The organism is Streptomyces sp. NPDC015661, from assembly GCF_043077765.1.
GTDB lineage: Bacteria > Actinomycetota > Actinomycetes > Streptomycetales > Streptomycetaceae > Streptomyces.
The window spans coordinates 22,891-39,364 of sequence record NZ_JBIBST010000003.1 but is presented as its reverse complement, the minus strand read 5'-3'; the positions used below and the strand labels follow the sequence as shown (position 1 = coordinate 39,364).

14 protein-coding genes and 1 pseudogene are annotated in these 16,474 nt (G+C 73.8%); 8 read left to right on the top strand and 7 right to left on the bottom strand.

Annotated elements, in window-relative coordinates; genetic code table 11:
• Positions 1-12 precede the first annotated feature (12 nt).
• A complete protein-coding gene (locus ACF07V_RS08595; protein WP_392152445.1) occupies positions 13-1,563 on the top strand; it encodes a GAF domain-containing protein in 1,551 nt (516 codons plus the stop codon).
• Positions 1,564-1,687: 124 nt separating this feature from the next.
• Entirely contained in the window at positions 1,688-2,872 is a 1,185-nt protein-coding gene (locus ACF07V_RS08590) for an MFS transporter (RefSeq protein ID WP_392153409.1), read from the top strand.
• A gap of 24 nt (positions 2,873-2,896) precedes the next feature.
• On the opposite strand, the gene ACF07V_RS08585 is transcribed toward ACF07V_RS08590, so the two are convergent.
• Both ACF07V_RS08585 and ACF07V_RS08580 read right to left on the bottom strand, forming a co-directional pair.
• On the bottom strand, positions 2,897-3,535 hold the full coding sequence (locus ACF07V_RS08585; RefSeq protein ID WP_392153408.1) for a response regulator: 639 nt from the start codon (positions 3,533-3,535) through the stop codon (positions 2,897-2,899).
• Between the two features lie 38 nt (positions 3,536-3,573).
• Positions 3,574-4,788 carry a sensor histidine kinase gene (locus ACF07V_RS08580; protein ID WP_392152443.1) on the bottom strand — a complete coding sequence of 405 codons (1,215 nt, stop codon included), beginning with the start codon at positions 4,786-4,788 and terminating at the stop codon, positions 3,574-3,576.
• A 152-nt stretch (positions 4,789-4,940) separates the two neighbouring features.
• On the opposite strand from ACF07V_RS08580, the gene ACF07V_RS08575 reads away from it, so the two are divergent.
• Positions 4,941-5,453: a hypothetical protein gene (locus ACF07V_RS08575; RefSeq protein ID WP_392152442.1), complete on the top strand. Its 513-nt coding sequence runs from the start codon at positions 4,941-4,943 to the stop codon at positions 5,451-5,453.
• Between the two features lie 33 nt (positions 5,454-5,486).
• Positions 5,487-6,932 carry an acyl-CoA synthetase gene (locus ACF07V_RS08570; RefSeq protein ID WP_392152440.1) on the top strand — a complete coding sequence of 482 codons (1,446 nt, stop codon included), beginning with the start codon at positions 5,487-5,489 and terminating at the stop codon, positions 6,930-6,932.
• A 46-nt stretch (positions 6,933-6,978) separates the two neighbouring features.
• Here the strand turns inward: ACF07V_RS08570 and ACF07V_RS08565 are convergent, their stop codons facing one another.
• The 4 genes and pseudogenes from ACF07V_RS08565 to ACF07V_RS08550 form a co-directional block, all read right to left on the bottom strand.
• Positions 6,979-10,656 carry a S8 family serine peptidase gene (locus ACF07V_RS08565; RefSeq protein ID WP_392152436.1) on the bottom strand — a complete coding sequence of 1,226 codons (3,678 nt, stop codon included), beginning with the start codon at positions 10,654-10,656 and terminating at the stop codon, positions 6,979-6,981.
• A gap of 152 nt (positions 10,657-10,808) precedes the next feature.
• Positions 10,809-12,070, bottom strand: a pseudogene (locus ACF07V_RS08560) (MFS transporter).
• Entirely contained in the window at positions 12,067-12,519 is a 453-nt protein-coding gene (locus ACF07V_RS08555) for a GNAT family N-acetyltransferase (RefSeq protein ID WP_392152434.1), read from the bottom strand. The pseudogene ACF07V_RS08560 and the gene ACF07V_RS08555 overlap by 4 nt, the downstream one beginning before the upstream one ends.
• A gap of 73 nt (positions 12,520-12,592) precedes the next feature.
• Positions 12,593-13,546: a cytochrome P450 gene (locus tag ACF07V_RS08550; RefSeq protein ID WP_392152432.1), complete on the bottom strand. Its 954-nt coding sequence runs from the start codon at positions 13,544-13,546 to the stop codon at positions 12,593-12,595.
• On the opposite strand from ACF07V_RS08550, the gene ACF07V_RS08545 reads away from it, so the two are divergent.
• The 3 genes from ACF07V_RS08545 to ACF07V_RS08535 are packed head-to-tail and all read left to right on the top strand — an operon-like array spanning position 13,536 to position 15,164.
• On the top strand, positions 13,536-14,270 hold the full coding sequence (locus tag ACF07V_RS08545) for a prenyltransferase/squalene oxidase repeat-containing protein (RefSeq protein ID WP_392152430.1): 735 nt from the start codon (positions 13,536-13,538) through the stop codon (positions 14,268-14,270). The genes ACF07V_RS08550 and ACF07V_RS08545 overlap by 11 nt on opposite strands.
• A 49-nt stretch (positions 14,271-14,319) precedes the next feature.
• Positions 14,320-14,736, top strand: a complete 417-nt coding sequence (locus tag ACF07V_RS08540) for a polyketide cyclase (RefSeq protein WP_392152428.1) — start codon at positions 14,320-14,322, stop codon at positions 14,734-14,736.
• A complete protein-coding gene (locus ACF07V_RS08535) occupies positions 14,736-15,164 on the top strand; it encodes a MarR family winged helix-turn-helix transcriptional regulator (protein WP_392152426.1) in 429 nt (142 codons plus the stop codon). Before ACF07V_RS08540 ends, ACF07V_RS08535 begins: the two co-directional genes overlap by 1 nt.
• A gap of 55 nt (positions 15,165-15,219) precedes the next feature.
• Here ACF07V_RS08535 and ACF07V_RS08530 read toward each other — a convergent pair whose 3' ends face one another.
• Entirely contained in the window at positions 15,220-15,711 is a 492-nt protein-coding gene (locus tag ACF07V_RS08530; protein ID WP_392152424.1) for a MarR family winged helix-turn-helix transcriptional regulator, read from the bottom strand.
• A gap of 114 nt (positions 15,712-15,825) precedes the next feature.
• Between ACF07V_RS08530 and ACF07V_RS08525 the strand changes: the two genes are divergently transcribed.
• Positions 15,826-16,242 (top strand): organic hydroperoxide resistance protein, encoded by a 417-nt coding sequence (locus tag ACF07V_RS08525; protein ID WP_392152422.1) that lies wholly within the window; start codon positions 15,826-15,828, stop codon positions 16,240-16,242.
• Positions 16,243-16,474: the final 232 nt, after the last annotated feature.

The following is a 16,474-nucleotide window of genomic DNA, read 5'->3' as shown; positions in this document are numbered from 1 at the left end:
GACAATGAGACCATGACGATCATGGACAAGGGTGCGGACGCGGAGACCGAGGACGGCGCCGAGACACCCCGCCTGCCCATGCTGCTCGAAGCGGTCCTCAGCGTCGGCACGGACCTCGAACTCCGCACCACCCTCCAGCACATCGTGGACTCCGCCACCGAGCTGACCGGAGCCCGCCACGGGGCGCTCGGGGTCGTCGACCCCGAGCGCCACCGCCTCACCGAACTCTTCACCTCCGGCATGACGGAGGAGGAGCGCCAGCGGATCGGCCGGCTCCCCGACGGCCGCGGCGGACTGCTCGACCTCCTCGCCCAGGACCCGGGGCCGCTCCGGCGCGACGACCCGACGGCCGGCCCACGCTCCCCCGGCGTGCCCACGGGCCACCCCGGGACACGCACCTTCCTCGGCGTCCCGATCCGGGTCCACACCCAGGTCTTCGGCCATCTCCGCCTCACCGAGAAGCGCGGGGGCGGCTTCACCGAGGAGGACCACGCCCTGCTGCGGGTCCTGGCCTCCCAGGCGGGGATCGCCATCGGCAACGCCCGGCTGTACGAGACCGCCCGGCAGCGGGAGCGCTGGATCGAGGGCGCGGCCGCGGTGACCACGGCCCTGCTCACCGGCGCCCCCGCCGAGAACGCCCTGACGACCGTCGCCGAGCAGGCCCGCATCCTCGCCGACGCCTCGGCCGGTGTCGTCCTCCAGCCCACCCAGGAGGGCGGGATGGAGATCGTCGCCGCCTCCACCACGGACGACCCGGGGGACCTGGTCGGCACGACGATCGCGCCCGGCTCCCCCGTCCTGGTCCAGCTCCTGGGCGGAGAGCCGGTGTTCGTCGAGGACTCGGCGACCGACCCCCGGATGACCACCCATGTGCGGTCCCGCTTCGGCCCCTCGATGATGCTGCCGCTGCAGAGCGGGGGGAAGCTCATCGGCACCCTCGCCCTGCCCCGGCGGCGGGGCGGCGCGCCCTACTCGGCCGTGGACCGGCTGCTCGCCTCGCAGTTCGCCTCGCAGGCGGCACTCGCCCTGGTGCTCGCGGACGCACGGCACGACCGGGAGCGCCTCGCGGTCTTCGAGGACCGCGACCGGATCGCGCGGGACCTGCACGACCTGGTGGTGCAGCGGCTGTTCGCCACGGAGATGATGCTGGAGTCGACGCGGCGGCGGGCCGCCGGCTCCTCCGACGAGAACGAGCTGCTCGGCCGGGCCGTGGACGAACTGGACTCGACGATCCAGGAGGTCCGGACGACCATCTTCGCCCTCCAGCAGCCGCCGGCGGACGCGCCGACCTCCTTCCGCGGGCGGGTGCTGCGCGAGACCGGCGGTGCGGCGGCCCTGCTGGGCTTCCAGCCGTCCGTGCACTTCTCGGGCGCGGTCGACACGCTCGTCGACGAGGAGACGGCGGACAAGCTCCTCGCCGTCCTGCGCGGGGCGCTCGCGGCGGCGCACCGACGGGCCGGGGTCGGCGCGATCACCGTCGAGGTGTCGGCCGGGGAGGGCGGCGGCGCCCGGCTGCGCGTCGAGGACGACGGCGACCCGCCGACGACGGTGACGTGGCCGTAGGGCGGTGCGGTCCCCTCCCCCGTACGGAGCAGCTGGGCGCGCCGAGCCCCTCCCCCGGATCTTGACTGGAGGGGTGACCACCGAGACCACGGCCCCGACAGCGGCGGCCTACCGCAACCTGGTGATGGCCACCATCGGCTTCACGCTCACCTTCTGGGCGTGGAACCTGATCGCACCGCTCGCGAGCTGGTACGGCGACCGGCTCGACCTCAGCTCGTTCCAGCAGTCGTTCCTCGTCGCCGTGCCCGTCCTGGTCGGCTCGCTCGGCCGTGTCCCGGCGGGAGCCCTGACCGACCGGTACGGGGCGAAGCGGATGTTCCCGCTGGTCTCGGCGCTGACGATCGTCCCCGTACTGCTCCTGATCGTGGTCAAGGACAGTTACGGCCTGATGCTGGTCGTCGGCTTCCTCCTCGGTCTCGGCGGCACGACGTTCGCCATCGGCATCCCCCTGGTCAACTCCTGGTTCCCGCCCGCGAAGCGCGGTCTGGCGCTCGGGGTGTTCGGCATGGGCATGGGCGGTGTCGCGCTGTCCGGCTACTTCACGCCCCGGATCGCCAAGCACGGCGAGAACCTGCCGTTCGTGGTGGTCGCGCTCGCCCTCGCCGCGTACGCGGTGCTCGCCGCGTTCCTCATCAGCGACCGCCCCGACCGTCCGGTGCCGACCGCCTCCCTCGCGTCGCGGCTCCGCTCGGCGGGCCGACTGCGGGTGACGTGGGAGCTGTCGGCGCTGTACGCGATCGGGTTCGGCGGCATCGTCGCGTTCGGGGTCTACCTGCCGACGTACCTCAAGACCTGGTACGAGCTCGACCCTACGGACGCGGGCACCAAGGCCGCCGGGTTCGCCCTGGTCACGGTCGTCTTCCGGCCGATCGGCGGCTGGCTCTCGGACCGGATCCATCCGGCGCTCGTGACGGCCGCCGCGCTCGGCACGGCCGCCCTGTTCGCGATCGTCCAGGCCTTCGACCCGCCGCTGAACCCCGGCGGCACGATCGCCCTGCTCGTCATGGCGGCCGGACTCGGCACGGCGAGCGGCTCGGTCTTCGCCCTGGTCTCCCAGGTCACCCCGCAGGCCCAGGTGGGCAGTGTGACCGGCATCGTCGGCGCGATGGGCGGCCTCGGCGGGTTCGTGCCGCCGCTGGTGATGGGCGCGATCTACAGCGCGAAGGGCTCGTACTCGATCGGCTTCATGCTCCTCTCCGACCTGGCGCTCGCGGGCTGCGTGTACGCGTACGGGCGGATGCGCGGGATCCGCCCGGACGGCGAGAGCCCGGACCCGAAGCCCGCCGAGGTCACGGCGGGCCGCCCCTAGACGGTCACGTGCCCACGGACACGGTCACGCGCCCACGCCGAGGAAACGCAGCACGGCCAGGACCCGGCGGTGGTCGGCGTCCGCCTTGGGCAGGTCGAGTTTGGCGAGGATGCTGTTGATGTGTTTGGCGACGGCGCTCTCGCTGACGACGAGCTGGGTGGCGACGCCCGCGTTGGAGCGGCCCTCGGCCATGAGGGAGAGCACTTCCCGTTCCCTGGCCGTCAGCCGTTCCAGCGGATCGTGCGACCGCCGTACGAGGAGCTGGGCGACGACCTGCGGGTCGAGCGCGGTGCCGCCGTCCGCGACCCGCCGCAGCGCCTCGATGAACTCCTCGACGTCCGCGACCCGCTGCTTGAGCAGATAGCCCACGCCGCTGGTGTGGGCGGCGAGCAGGTCGGCCGCGTAGCGCTCCTCGACGTACTGGGAGAGCAGCAGCAGGGCGGTCGACGGCCGGCTGCGGCGGATGGACAGCGCGGCGCGCACCCCCTCGTCCGTGAAGCCCGGCGGCATCCGGACGTCGATCACCGCCAGGTCGGGGCGGTGCTCCTCGACCGCGGCGAGGAGCCCCTCGGCGTCGCCCGCCTCGGCTGCCACCTCGAAGCCGGCCATCTCCACGACCTTGACCAGTCCCATCCGCAGCAGGACGGAGTCCTCGGCGATCACCGCACGTCGCACACGGGGCTCCTCCTGCCCGGCGTCCTTCAGTTCTGGCACGGCAGATCCACGCTCATCATGGTCGGTCCCCCCACCGGGCTGCTCATCCGGAACGTTCCGTCGACGGACCGCACGCGTTGGGCGAGCCCCGTCAGGCCGCTTCCCTTGCCGGGGTCGGCCCCGCCCAGGCCGTCGTCCTCGATCATCACCCGCAGTATCCCGCCCAGCCGGGTGACGGTCACATCGGCCCGGGTCGCCTCCCGTGCGTGCTTGGCTACGTTCGTCAACGCCTCGGAGACGACGAAGTAGGCGACCGCCTCGACCGCCGGCGGCGGCCGTCGCGGCAGGTCCGCCCTCAGCCGTACGGGCAGCGGGGCGCGGGCCGCGAGTCCCGACAGGGCCGCGTCCAGGCCGAGTTCGTCCAGGACGGCGGGGTGCAGGCCGCGCACGAGGCTGCTCAGCTCCTCGATCGACTCCTTCGCCTCCCGGTGCGCCGCTTCGATCACCTCGCGCGCCTCGGGCGGCAGGTCCACGAGCGTGGCCTTGGCTATGCCCAGGTTCAGTGCCAGCGAGACGAGCCGTTGCTGCGCCCCGTCGTGCAGGTCCCGCTCGATGCGCCGCCGTTCCGCGTCGGCGGCGTCCACCGCGCCGGCCCGGCTCTCGGTGAGGTCCTCGACCCGCCGCGCCAGGTCCTCCTCCCGGCTGCGCCCGAGCAGGGTGGGGACCACGTGGCTCTCCAGGCGTACGAGGGCGGCGGCCAGGGGCGGGACTGCGGCGAGGACGAGCAGTCCCGCCACGGAGAGGTACGCGGCCTGCGTGGAGTATCCGGGGTGCTTGATCCGCCATTCCCAGGGGATCGCGTAGACCCACCCCGTGGTCAGGGAGACGGCCAGTCCGACCGGTATCAGCGCCACCACGACCGCTTCGAGCGTGCCGAACAGCGTCCCGGCCAGGGAGTGGTAGGCGAACTGGCGCAACGACCGACGCCACCCCGGGCGGGGAATGTCGATCCCGAGCAGCCGCCGGAATCGCCAGCTCTGGGCCACGGTCAGCGCCGGCACGCAGAACACCGTCGTCACGACCACGAACCCCAGGGCGATCGGCGCGCTGTCGTCCGCTCCCCCGATGGTCCCCCACAGGAGGCCGAAGACCACGGACAGCAGGGAAACCATGAGGAGATGGAGCGGCGCCCCCAGAGCGAGGAAGGACGCGTCGCGCGTCAGGCGGGTGAGCGCTCGCCGCAGCCGGGTACGGATCTTCATGCCTTCACCGTAGGCGCCGGTCTCCGCGGCCTGCCATGAACCTGTCGTCCGCATCGGGGGTGCAACCAGTGCCACCCCAGGACGGACAGCGGTGTTACTGACTCCGGAGCGCGGCGACCGGAGGGTTGATCACGAGCCCGACGGCCGGGTTCGTGACAGCGAAAGCGACCTCCGACATGGCCCTGACCTCCCTCGTCCCCCTTGCCGCTGACGGCAGTCGCGCTTCCGTCGGCATCCCCCGCCCCGGCCGCGTCCGCCGCCTGCAGGGCCGCGTGCTCCTGGGCGCGGGCCTCGCCCTGCTGCCCTGGCTCGGCTATCTCGCCGGTACGCTCCCGCCCGCCGAGGCCGCCGCCTGGGTCGCCCTCGACGCCCTGGAGGCCGCCGCGCTGCTCACCGCCGGCAGCCGGCTGCTGCGCGGCGACGCCCGTCACCGCGCGCCCGCGGCCGCCGCCGCGGTGTTCCTCCTCGCCGACGCCTGCGTCGACCTCGCCACCTCCGCCGCAGGACCGGAGCTGGCCGTCGCCGTCGCCATGGCCGTGTGCGCGGAGCTCCCCCTCGCGGCCCTGTGCGCGGTGATCGCCGCACGCCCGCCACGAAGGGGTGGTCCCCGACCTGGGACATCGGCCGCGCCACGCCCTCCGCACGGGCAGAATTCCTCCTGGTAGCCCCCTCCCTCGACGACCCGAGGAGTACGACCGGTGAGTGCGCTCTTCCCCGCCCTGGCGGACCCGTCCGACCGCCCCGCCCTGCGTGTCGGCCCCGACACCCTGACGTACGCCGAGCTGGCCCGCGCCGCCGGCGCCCTCGCCGGGCGCCTCGCCGGGGTGGAGAGGGTGGCCGTCTGGGCCACGCCGACCGCCCGGACGGCCGTCGCCGTGGTCGCCGCGCTGTTCGCGGGCGTGCCGGCCGTGCCGCTCAATCCGCGCACCGGAGGGCGGGAGTTGGCGCACATCCTGGGCGACAGCGCGCCCGGCCTCGTGCTCGCGGGGCCGGAGGACGAGCTGCCGGGCGGGCTCGCGGCGCTCCCCCGGGTCGACGTGGGGCTCACCGGGCCGGAGGCGCCGTCGGCGGCGCCGGTCGACCCGGAGGCCACCGCGCTCGTCGTCTACACGTCCGGAACCACCGGCCCGCCGAAGGGCGTTCTGCTCTCCCGCCGGGCGGTCGCCGCCTCCCTCGACGCGCTGGCCGAGGCCTGGTCGTGGACGGCGGACGACGTCCTCGTGCACGCGCTGCCGCTGTTCCACGTCCATGGGCTCGTCCTCGGGATCCTGGGCCCGCTGCGGCGCGGCGGCGAGGTCCGGCACCTGGGCGGGTTCTCGGTGGACGGCGTCGCGCGGGAGCTCGGCGCCGGGGGCGGCACGATGCTGTTCGGCGTACCGACCATGTACCACCGGCTCGCGGACGCGCTCGACGCGGACGACCGCCTCACGGACGCGCTGGCGGGCGCCCGGCTCCTCGTCTCCGGCTCGGCGGCGCTGCCGGTGCACGACCACGAGCGGATCGCCGCGGCGACGGGCCGGACCGTCGTGGAGCGGTACGGGATGACCGAGACGCTCATGAACACCAGCGTGCGGCCGGGTGGCGAGCCCCGCCCCGGGACCGTCGGGACCCCGCTCGCGGGTGTGGACCTGCGGCTCGTGGACGAGGACGGCTCCGTGCTGGAGGAGTCCGACGGGGAGTCCGTCGGAGAGGTGCAGGTGCGCGGGCCGAACCTGTTCTCCGGTTATCTCAACCGGCCGGACGCGACGGCCGCGGCCTTCGACGGCGACTGGTTCCGCACCGGCGACATGGCGGTCCGTGAAGCGGACGGCGGGGTGCGCCTGGTGGGCCGGAAGGCGACGGACCTCATCAAGAGCGGCGGCTACAAGATCGGGGCGGGCGAGATCGAGAACGCGCTCCTCGACCACCCGGGCGTCCGGGAGGCCGCCGTCACGGGCGAGCCCGACCCGGACCTGGGCGAGCGGATCGTGGCGTGGGTGGTGCCGCAGGACGGGGAGAAGCCCCCGAACGACGAGGAGCTCGCCGACCACGTGGCGGGGCTGCTCGCCCCGCACAAGCGCCCCCGGGTGGTCCGCTACCTCGACGCGCTCCCCCGCAACGACATGGGCAAGGTGCTGAAGAAGGCGCTGCCGAGCCCCCGTTGACGGCGTGAAGGCCGGGCCCGCACGCAGGGCCCGGCCGCACCGCGTCCTACCGCACGCCGGCCGCGCGGATCAGCTCCTGCGTCACGGAGCCTCCCCGGTCGTCGCTCGCCCCGGCGCGCAGCGAGACGGAGCCCGCGCCCTCCGGGATGCGCAGCTCACCGGTCCAGGAGGCGCCGCGCCAGGACTTCCTGAGCGCGACCTTCGTCCAGGTCGCGCCCTCGTCGTAGGAGGCCTCCAGGGTGCCGGTGCCGATCGTGCCGGTGCCGGCCGCGCCCTTCACGTACTCGGCGGAGATCCCGACGGGCAGCCGGCTGCCGGCGCGGACGTCGCCGTACAGGTCGGTGTCCAGGTCGAAGCCGAGGTTGAGCAGGGGCAGATAGGTGATCCGGTCGTCGGGGGTCTCGGCGGAGCGGAAGGTCCACTCGCTGTGGCCCTTGATGCCGAGCCGCCAGCGGTCCGCGTCGAGCGCGGTGTCGGTGACGACCTTGTACGTGGCCTCCTCCGCCGGCGCGTCCCAGGCGTAGGCGCCGGAGCTCTTCTTCCGGTCGACGCGGACACCGTTCACGTACACCTCGGTGTACTGGGTCATCGTGTCGTCGCCCCACACGTTGCCGAAGCCGGTGTGGTCGCTGCCGGAGTCGCCCCAGCCGGGGGTGTTGAAGCGGAGGTCGTTGCCGGTGCGCTGCTGGCCCCAGCCGAGGCCGGTGCCCAGCCAGGGGTGCCAGACGGGGCCGAACCAGTCGAGGCCGACGCGGCTGCCGCCGCGGTAGACGGACTGTCCGCCGCGCTCCTCCAGGGAGTCGCCGAGGTCGACGGACTCGTGCCAGCGCTGTCCGGCGCCGGTGGAGACGTACTCGGTGCGGGTCGTCGGGAAGGCGATCCACTCCTTGAAGCCGAAGCCGATGCGGAAGGTGTCGGTGATCGAGTACCGGAACTCGCCGCCGAGCTCCTCGCGCTTCGTCGGTGCGCGGAAGGTGGAGTCGATGGTGGCGAGTTCGTCCTCGTCCGGCCGGAAGACGAGGTCCGTGCCGATGGCGCCGGGGTGTCCTTCGGAGAGGTCGTAGGTGTACGGGGTGAAGCGGGTGCCGGTGAGGTCGGCGCGCAGGCCCCGGGCGGCGCCGGAGGCGAGCCGGGCGGCGTCCGCGGTGTTGACGGTGGCGACGGCGAGCGGCCGGTCCTCGTAGCCGTCGGTGCCGAAGTACTTCATGAGCCGGCCGGGCTGGTCGTCGGTGACGAAGAGGATCTTCGCGCCGGCGTCCTGGGCGGTCTGGGCGAGCGCCTTCGGGTCGGCGCCCTCGGTGAGCCGGACGAGGACGGCCTTGCCGGTGACGTCCTTGCCGCCGTACTCGGCGGGGGTGCCGGTGCCCGCGTCGACGAGGCCGAGGCGGTGGCGGCCCTCCAGGAGGGTGCCGCCGGCCTGCGGGGTGGCGCCGGAGAGCCGGATGCCGTCGACGGACGCCTCCAGGAGCGGCTTGCCGAGGCGCCACACGGTCCGGTACTCGAAGGTGCCGGTCGCGGGCTTCCGGGTGGGCGCGGCGAAGACCGAGTCGTAGGCCGGGGGGACCTGGACGGCTCCGCCGTAGGAGGCGCCGTTCGCCTTGCGGTCGAACTCCATGAGGAGCTGGCGGGTCTCGGTCCGCTTGTCGACCTCGGCGCGGATCTCGCGGAGCTGCCGTCCGTCGAGGGTGATCTCGCGGTCGCGGTCGAGGACGATCTCGGGCTCGGTGAGGAAGCCGAGGCCGAGGGAGTCCTCGCCGTGGGAGCCGCGGACGTCGAGGAAGGTGTCGACGGTGTACGTGCCGGGCTTGAGGCGCAGCTGGAGCGTGCCGGACTCGCCGACGGTCGCCGGGAAGGGGTCCTCGCCCTCGGCGAGCTTCTGCACGCCCAGGTAGGCGGGGGTGGCGGCGCCGTCGCGGTCCTTGACGTGGACGGTGAGGGTGTAGCGCTCCTCCTCCTTCACCAGGCCGAGCGCGGTGTGCGCGACGGCCGGGCCGCCGGCGGTGGCGGTGATCCGTCCGGAGGACCGCCCGACGGGGGCCTTGGTGCCGTCGCCGGTGACGGTGGTGGACGCGGAGCCGTGGGCGGGGACGGTGAGGGCGGTGTCGGCGAGGGTGGCGACGCCGGTGGGCATGCCCTCGACGGCGAGGTTCAACGCGACGGGCCGGTCGGAGGAGTTGGTGTAGGTGACGGTCTTGGTGACCGGCTTGCTCGCCTCGTACGGCCAGGAGGTGAAGCCGAGGTCGGCGGAGCCGGTGGCGGTGATGTCCGCGGAGATCGCGGCGGCCACGTCGACCCGGCCGGCGCCGAGCTCGTACGAGCCGGCGTCGAGGGTCTTGGAGGAGGACATCAGCGCGTTCTTGAGCTGGGCGCCGGTCCAGTCGGGGTGCTTCTCGGCGAGCAGCGCGGCGACGCCTGCGACGTGCGGGGTCGCCATGGACGTACCGCTCATGGTGGTGTAGAGGCCGCTGCCGGCGACGAGTTGGGAGCGGGCGGCGAGGATGTTCACGCCGGGGGCCGACACGTCGGGCTTGAGGGCCTGGTCGCCGTGGCGGGGGCCCTGGCTGGTGAAGTAGGCGGCGCGGTCGGCGGAGTCGACGGCGCCGACGGTGAGCGCGGAGTCGGCGGCGCCGGGCGAGCCGATGGAGCCGGGGTAGCCGGAGTTTCCGGCGGCGATGACGAAGAGGGCGCCGGTCTCGGCGGAGAGGGTGTTGACGGCCTGGGCCATCGGGTCGGTGCCGTCGCTGGGTTCGCGGGAGCCGAGGCTCATCGACACGATCTTCGCGTCGATGTCCTTGGCGGCCCATTCCATGCCCGCGATGATCTGCGACTCGGTGCCGGAGCCCTGGTCGCTGAGGACCTTGCCGACGGCGAGGGTGGCGCCGGGCGCGACGCCCTTCTCCTTGCCGTCGCTCGCGGCGCCGGAGCCGCCGACGGTGGAGGTGACGTGCGTGCCGTGGCCGCCGCGGTCGGCGACCTCCTGGCCTTCGATGAAGGACCTGGTCTCGGCGATGCGGCCCGCGAGGTCGGGGTGGCCGAGGTCGGCGCCGGTGTCGAGGACGGCGACCTTGACGCCCTTGCCGGTGAGCCCGGCCTCCCAGGCCTTCGGGGTGCCGATCTGGGTGTTGGACTCGGCCATGGCGGCGTCGACGCGGCCGTCGAGCCAGACCTTGCCGGGGGCCGACCTCGTGGTGGGGGAGGTGAAGCCCTGCCAGAAGGCGGCGGGGTCGGTGGCGGTGACGGCGGCGCCGCCGATGCTGGGCAGGGCACGGACGGTCTCGGTGCCGCGCGGGGCTGCGGCGCTCCGGGCGCCCCTGGCTCCGTAGGTGACGATCAGGGGGAGGTCGCCGGTGAGGCCCTGCTCGACGAGGCCGGTGACGTCGAAGAGGCGCGGGTCGAGGGCGCCGGAGGCCAGGTAGGGGCGGGCCTCGTCGGGGACGACGGTGACCCGGCCGTTCACGGTCCGGCTGCGTACCGCGCCGGTGGCGCCCTTCGCCCGGTCGACGGTGACGGTGCTGCCGCCGTCGCCGAGCTCGGTGAGCGTGACGCGGTCGCCGGTGACGAGGGTGACGGTGGTGCTCGTCGCGGACGCCTTGAAGGTGTCCGGCACGGTGGGGGCGGTGTTCGCGGCGGCGGCGGTCTGCCCGGCCGAGAGCATCATGAGGGAGATGCCCGCGGCGAGCAGCGCGGCCCTCCCTCTGTCGAAGGGTGCGGTCCTCGACGTCATCGTGGGAACTCCTCGCGGACCCGGGGTCGGGGGTGGACCGGGTCCGCGAGGAGTCTTGGCCTGTGGGGCGGGAGTTGACCCCGGTCACTCCTGGCGGTTATGTGCCGTGGCGGCCAACCGCCAGGACAGTGGGGGCCGTTGGGGAGATATGGTCACGGAGTCGGGTCAAGGGCGTCGTAGCGGCGGAATCCGCGTCCGTAGAGGGCGAGGAGTCCGATCGCCAGGACGCAGGCGATCCCGCCGCCGGTGACGGCGACCGCGGGCGAGGTCAGGTCGGCGACGGAGCCGGCGAGGAAGTCGCCGAGCCGTGGCCCGCCCGCGACGACCACGATGAAGACGCCCTGGAGCCGGCCGCGCATCTCGTCGGGGGCGGCGACCTGCATCATCGTGTTCCGGAAGATCATCGAGACGGTGTCGGAGTAGCCGGCGACGGCGAGCAGGAGCAGGCCGAGCCAGAGGTTCCGGGTCAGTCCGAAGACGGCGATGGCGGTGCCCCAGGCGGCGACGGCGAGGAGGATCGCCTGCCCGTGGTGGCGGATGCGGCCCTGCCAGCCGGAGAGGACGCCGCCGAGGAGCGCGCCGAACGCGGGGGCGGCGACGAGGAGTCCGGTGGTCTTGGCATCGCCGCCGTACCAGAGGACGGCGACGGCCGGGAACAGGGCTCGGGGGTGGGCGAGGATCATGGCGCAGAAGTCCGAGAAGAACGTCATGCGCAGGTTGGGGGGCGGGTGGCGAGGAACCGGAGCCCGTCGAGGACGGAGGCCCGCTTCGCTCCGGTGCGCTCGGGCAGCATCGAGGGCAGTCGCCACATCGCGTACAGCGAGGCGGAGAAGGCGATCGCGTCGATCAGGTACGCGGTCTGGTAGCCGGCCAGACCGACGATCACGCCGCCGAGGCTGGGCCCGACGAGGGTGCCGAAGGTGGTGGTCATGGAGTTGAGCGCGTTGGCGGCGCGCAGCTGCTCGGGCGGCAGGAGCCGGGGGATCATCGAGGAGCGGGCGGGCGCGTTGAGCGCGGCGCACATGGCCTGGAGGGCGACGATCCCGTAGAGGAACCAGACCCGGTGGAAGCCGGCGAAGGCGGCGACGGCGAGGCCGGCGGAGAGCACGGCGAGGCCGGTGGAGCTGGCGAGGCCGAGCTTGCGGCGGTCGACGGTGTCGGCGATGGCGCCGCCGTACAGGCCGAAGACGACGAGCGGGACGAGGGCGAAGAGTCCGACGAGCCCGACGGAGAAGGGCGAGCGGGTGATGTCGTACACCTGGAGGGAGACGGCGAGTGCCGTCATGCCCTGTCCGACCCAGGTGACGGTGTTGCCGAACCAGAGGCGGCGGTAGTCGGCGGACGTACGCAGCGGGGTGAGGTCGGCGAAGAGGCGGCGCTGCTCGGGCTCGGAGGCCTGCTGGGTGGCGGTCACGCGACGTCGTAGCGCAGCTCGGGGCGCTCCCAGTGGATGTGTCCGGCGGGCCGGACGGTGCCCGTGCGGACGGCGCCGGTCCGCAGGTAGAACTCCTCGGCGGGCGGATGGGCGACGACCCGCACGGAGTCGAGCCCGGCGGCCCTGGCCTGCTCGGTCATGTGCTCCATGAGGAGCCGGCCTATGCCGAGCCCCTGGGCGGCGTCGGCGACGAACGCGAGGTCGAGTTCGGCCTCGGCGACGAGGAGCGCGTAGAACCCGAGGACGCGGCCGCCGTCGGCTTCGTCGACGGCGACGTAGACGGGGTGGTGCTCGATGTACGTCCCGCCGACCTGGTAGCCCTCGACCATGGCGGCGTAGTCGCCCCGGTAGGCACGGGAGGTCCGGACGAGCCGGGTGAGCCGTGGGGAGTCGTCGGCGGTGGCGCGCCGGATGGTGATGTCGGACATGGAGTGAGTATAGGAGCGAGGGCCTGCCATGCTCCTTACAATTTGGGAAACGCCGGACCGCACCCCTCCCGCCTCACCGCTCGGCGAGCCGCATCGGCTGCGGCCCCGGGGAGAGGACGATGCGCGGGACCGGGCGGGGCGGGCGCGCGGAGACGGGGGTCAGGCGCCAGCGCGACGCGATCGCGGCGAGCGCGAGACCGGCCTCGGCCGTGCCGAACACCTCGCCGACGCACTTGGTGGCGCCGAGCCCGAACGGCAGCCAGGCGTCCCGGGGCACGTCCGTGCCGGCCCACCGGCCGGGGTCGAAGAGCGCGGGGCCCCGGAAGAGCTCGGGCCGCCGGTGGAGGAGGTAGAGGCAGCAGATCACGGTGGCCCCGGGCGGCAGCGACAGCCCGGCCAGCTCGGTCGTGCGGGTGGCGGTGCGGGTGACCGCCCAGGCCGGCGGGTAGAGGCGGAGCACCTCGCGCACCACGTCGCGGGTGCACGGCAGCCGGGGCAGGTCGGCCCCGGTGACCGGTCCTCCGGCCAGGACCGTGTCCAGCTCCTCGTGCAGCCGGGCGGCGGCCCCGGGGTGGTCGGCGAGGAGGCGCAGGGCCCAGGCGACGACCGAGGAGGTGGTCTCGGCGCCGGCCAGGACCAGGGTGGCGACCTGGTCGCCGAGCTCGGCGCCCGACAGCGCCCGGCCGTGCTCGTCGCGTACGGCGAGGAGCAGCGAGAGGGCGTCGCCGTGGTCCACCCCGGACGCCCGGTACGCGGCGACGATGGCCGCGACGCCGCCACGCCAGCGGTCCAGGGCCCGGCGGTAGCGGCGGCGCGGCGGGGACGGCACCCGGTCGACGGCGGGCGCCACGACCCGTGTGTAGACCCCGCGCAGCAGGACTTCGAGGGCCTCGCGCAGCTCTTCGGCGGCGCGCGGGGCGATGCCGGCGGAGAACAGGGTGCGGACGGCGACGGCGGTCGTGAGCCGGAACGCCGACGGCGGCTGGGGGTTCGACCGGCGGGTCGCGCAGAGCGACGTGGACGACACCTCGTACTGCGTGGAGTTCCTGCGGGCGGCCGATCCGGGACTGTTCGGCGCCGAGGTGGCGGCCGGCGAGCGGTATCTGCTGGCCCGGCAGGGCGCGGACGGCGGCTTCCCGACCTTCGAGCAGGGCACGGCCTCCGAGGTCGCCATAACGGCGGCGGCCGTGAACGCCCTCGCGCCCGAGCCGGCGCACCGCCCGGCGGTGGAGGCCGCCGTCCGGTTCGTCGTGGCCCGGCAGGAGGCCGTCGGGCCGTTCGAGCGCAGCTGGAGCCTCAACGAGAGCAACGCCCTGTTCCGCACCGTCCTCGCGTACGACTCCTTCCTGGCCGTGACGGCCGGTGGGCCCGGCACGGCGGCCGGGACCGAGGTGGCGCGGGCCCGGGCGCGGGCCGTGGCGCGCCTTGTCGACACACAGAACGCGGACGGCGGCTGGGGGCACGTGCCGTCCGATCCGAGCGATCCGATCAGCACCGCGTACGCGCTGATCGCGGTGGCCCGGACACCGACCGTGCCGTCCGCCCGGGGTGCGACCGGGCGGGCGGTACGCCACCTCCTGGAGCGGCAGCGGCCGGACGGCGGCTTCGTCTCCCGCCCCGACCAGGCGGGGCCGCGGCCGCTCGCCTACCACGTGCCGCTCCTGACGGACGTGTGCGTGCTGCTCGGCCTGAACCACGCGCGCGCGTCCACCGCACGCCGAGACCCGTGCGACCGCCCCCTCGACAGATAGTCTGCGCGGAGATAATCTACGTACACATCATTTGGTCGAGGAGGCCGTCATGTGGGAGTACGAGCACAGCGTCGAGACCACCGCCGCCCCGGAGGCCGTCTGGCGCCTCTGGGCCGACGTCCCCGGCTGGGGCAGCTGGAACGCCGAGATCGAGAAGATCGAGATCAGCGGCCCCTTCGCGACCGGCTCCCGGATCACGATGACCCCGCCCGGGGACGACCCGGTCCTGCTGCACGTCGCCGAGGCCGTCGAGAACGAACGGTTCGTCGACGAGGCCCGCTTCGGGGACCTGCTGCTGCGCACGGTCCACCGGCTCGAGCGGGTCGACCAGGACCGGATCCGGGTGGTCTACCGGATGGAGATCACCGGGACCGGCGCGGACGAGGCCGGCCCGCAGATCGGCCCGGGCATCACCGCCGACTGGCCCGACACCATGGCCGCCCTGGTCGAACTGGCGCGGCGCTGATGCCCCTCGACCCCGGGCAGAGCCCCGGATTCCTGCTGTGGCACGCCACGCTCCGCTGGCAGCGCGACATCGCGGCGGCCCTGGCCCCGCTCGGCCTCACCCACGTGCAGTTCGTGCTGCTCGCCTGCGCCTGGTGGCTCAACACCCGGGGCGAGCAGCCGAACCAGCTGACCCTGGCCCGGCAGGCCGGCACGGACGTCAAGATGACCTCCCAGGTCCTGCGCACCCTGGAGGGCAAGGGCCTCGTCGCACGCGAGGTCGACCCGGCCGACACCCGCGCCAAGCGGCTGCGCGTCACGGACACCGGTGCCGCCCTCGCACCCCGCGCGATCGCGGCGGTCGAGGCCGTCGACGCCGAGTTCTTCCGGCCGGTACGGGCCGAGGATGCGGTGGCCCTGCTGGGCCGCCTGGCCCACCCCGAGACCTGACGGGGCCCGCGCGCCCCAGAAGCCCTGACGCGCGGGCCGGACGGTCGAGGACGCCTCAGAGGCCGGTCGCGCAGGACGCGAGGTCGTCCGGGTCGACGGCGTCGAGGCGGGCGGCGAGCGCGTCGAGCCGCTCCCGCAGCTCGCGGATCTCGTCGAGGCCGAGGCCCGTGGCGGCGGCGATCCGGCGCGGCACGCCGAGGGCCTTCTCGCGCAGGGCGGTGCCGTCGCCGGTGAGGCGGACGGTGACGGACCGCTCGTCCTCGGGACTGCGGCGCCGCTCGACGTATCCGGCCGCTTCGAGCCTCTTGAGCAGCGGCGACAGGGTTCCGGAGTCGAGCTTCAGCCGCTCCCCGATCCCCTTCACGGGCAGCTCACCGTGCTCCCAGAGCACGAGCATGGCGAGGTACTGGGGATAGGTGAGGCCGAGCTCCTTGAGGGCCTCGCGGTAGACGCCGTTGAAGGCGCGGGTCGCCGCGTGCAGCGAGAAGCAGATCTGGTGGTCGAGCCGGAGGAATTCGGCGTCCGGGACCGAGTCGAGCGTCTCCATGGCTCCAGGATACGCGAGGTCCCTCACACGCTATTAAGTTGTGCACAACTAAATCGTGCGCTACAAATGAGGGGCCACCACTTCCCGGAACCCGGACAGGACGGAAGAACACCCATGGACGCGATCTACACCGCCGTCGCCACCGCCAACGGGCGCGAGGGACGCGCCGTCAGCTCCGACGGCCACCTCGACCTCCCCCTCGCCCACCCGCAGGCGCTCGGCGGCAACGGCCAGGGCACCAACCCCGAGCAGCTCTTCGCCGCCGGGTACGCGGCCTGCTTCGCCAGCGCCATGGGCGTCGTCGCCCGCCAGGAGAAGATCGACATCTCCGAGGCCTCCGTCACCGCCGAGGTCTCCATCGGCAAGGACCCGGCGGACGGCGGCTTCGGCCTCGCGGTCGTGATGCGCGCCGAGTTCCCCGACCACCTCCAGGGGGAGGCGGGTCTCACCCTCCTGAAGAAGACGCACGCCTTCTGCCCGTACTCGAAGGCCACGCGCGGAAACATCGAGGTCGAGCTCGTCGTCGAGTAGCCCGCCGGCCGCCCGCCGATCAGCGCGGCGCGTGGTTTTCTGTTGGTTCCCGTACGCCCCTGGTGGTCATCGACCCACCAGGGGCGTTCGGTTGTGAGTTTTCACGTTCGGGCACGGGGGATTCGTCTGCCGTACGACGGGCAGTCATGGGACGGCCGCCGGGCGGTGGTTCACGGGCGCTCTCCTGTGGGGCGCCCGTCAGCCGGTCCGCCCGGCTGTCGCACCCGCACCC

Excerpts from the sequence above, each read along its gene's own strand:
- ACF07V_RS08595 (WP_392152445.1), top strand. The coding sequence starts at position 13 with ATGACGATCATGGACAAGGGTGCGGACGCGGAGACCGAGGACGGCGCC.
- ACF07V_RS08590 (WP_392153409.1), top strand. The coding sequence starts at position 1,688 with ATGGCCACCATCGGCTTCACGCTCACCTTCTGGGCGTGGAACCTGATC.
- ACF07V_RS08580 (WP_392152443.1), bottom strand. The coding sequence starts at position 4,788 with ATGAAGATCCGTACCCGGCTGCGGCGAGCGCTCACCCGCCTGACGCGC.
- ACF07V_RS08565 (WP_392152436.1), bottom strand. The coding sequence starts at position 10,656 with ATGACGTCGAGGACCGCACCCTTCGACAGAGGGAGGGCCGCGCTGCTC.
- ACF07V_RS08555 (WP_392152434.1), bottom strand. The coding sequence starts at position 12,519 with ATGTCCGACATCACCATCCGGCGCGCCACCGCCGACGACTCCCCACGG.
- ACF07V_RS08540 (WP_392152428.1), top strand. The coding sequence starts at position 14,320 with ATGTGGGAGTACGAGCACAGCGTCGAGACCACCGCCGCCCCGGAGGCC.
- ACF07V_RS08535 (WP_392152426.1), top strand. The coding sequence starts at position 14,736 with ATGCCCCTCGACCCCGGGCAGAGCCCCGGATTCCTGCTGTGGCACGCC.
- ACF07V_RS08530 (WP_392152424.1), bottom strand. The coding sequence starts at position 15,711 with ATGGAGACGCTCGACTCGGTCCCGGACGCCGAATTCCTCCGGCTCGAC.
- ACF07V_RS08525 (WP_392152422.1), top strand. The coding sequence starts at position 15,826 with ATGGACGCGATCTACACCGCCGTCGCCACCGCCAACGGGCGCGAGGGA.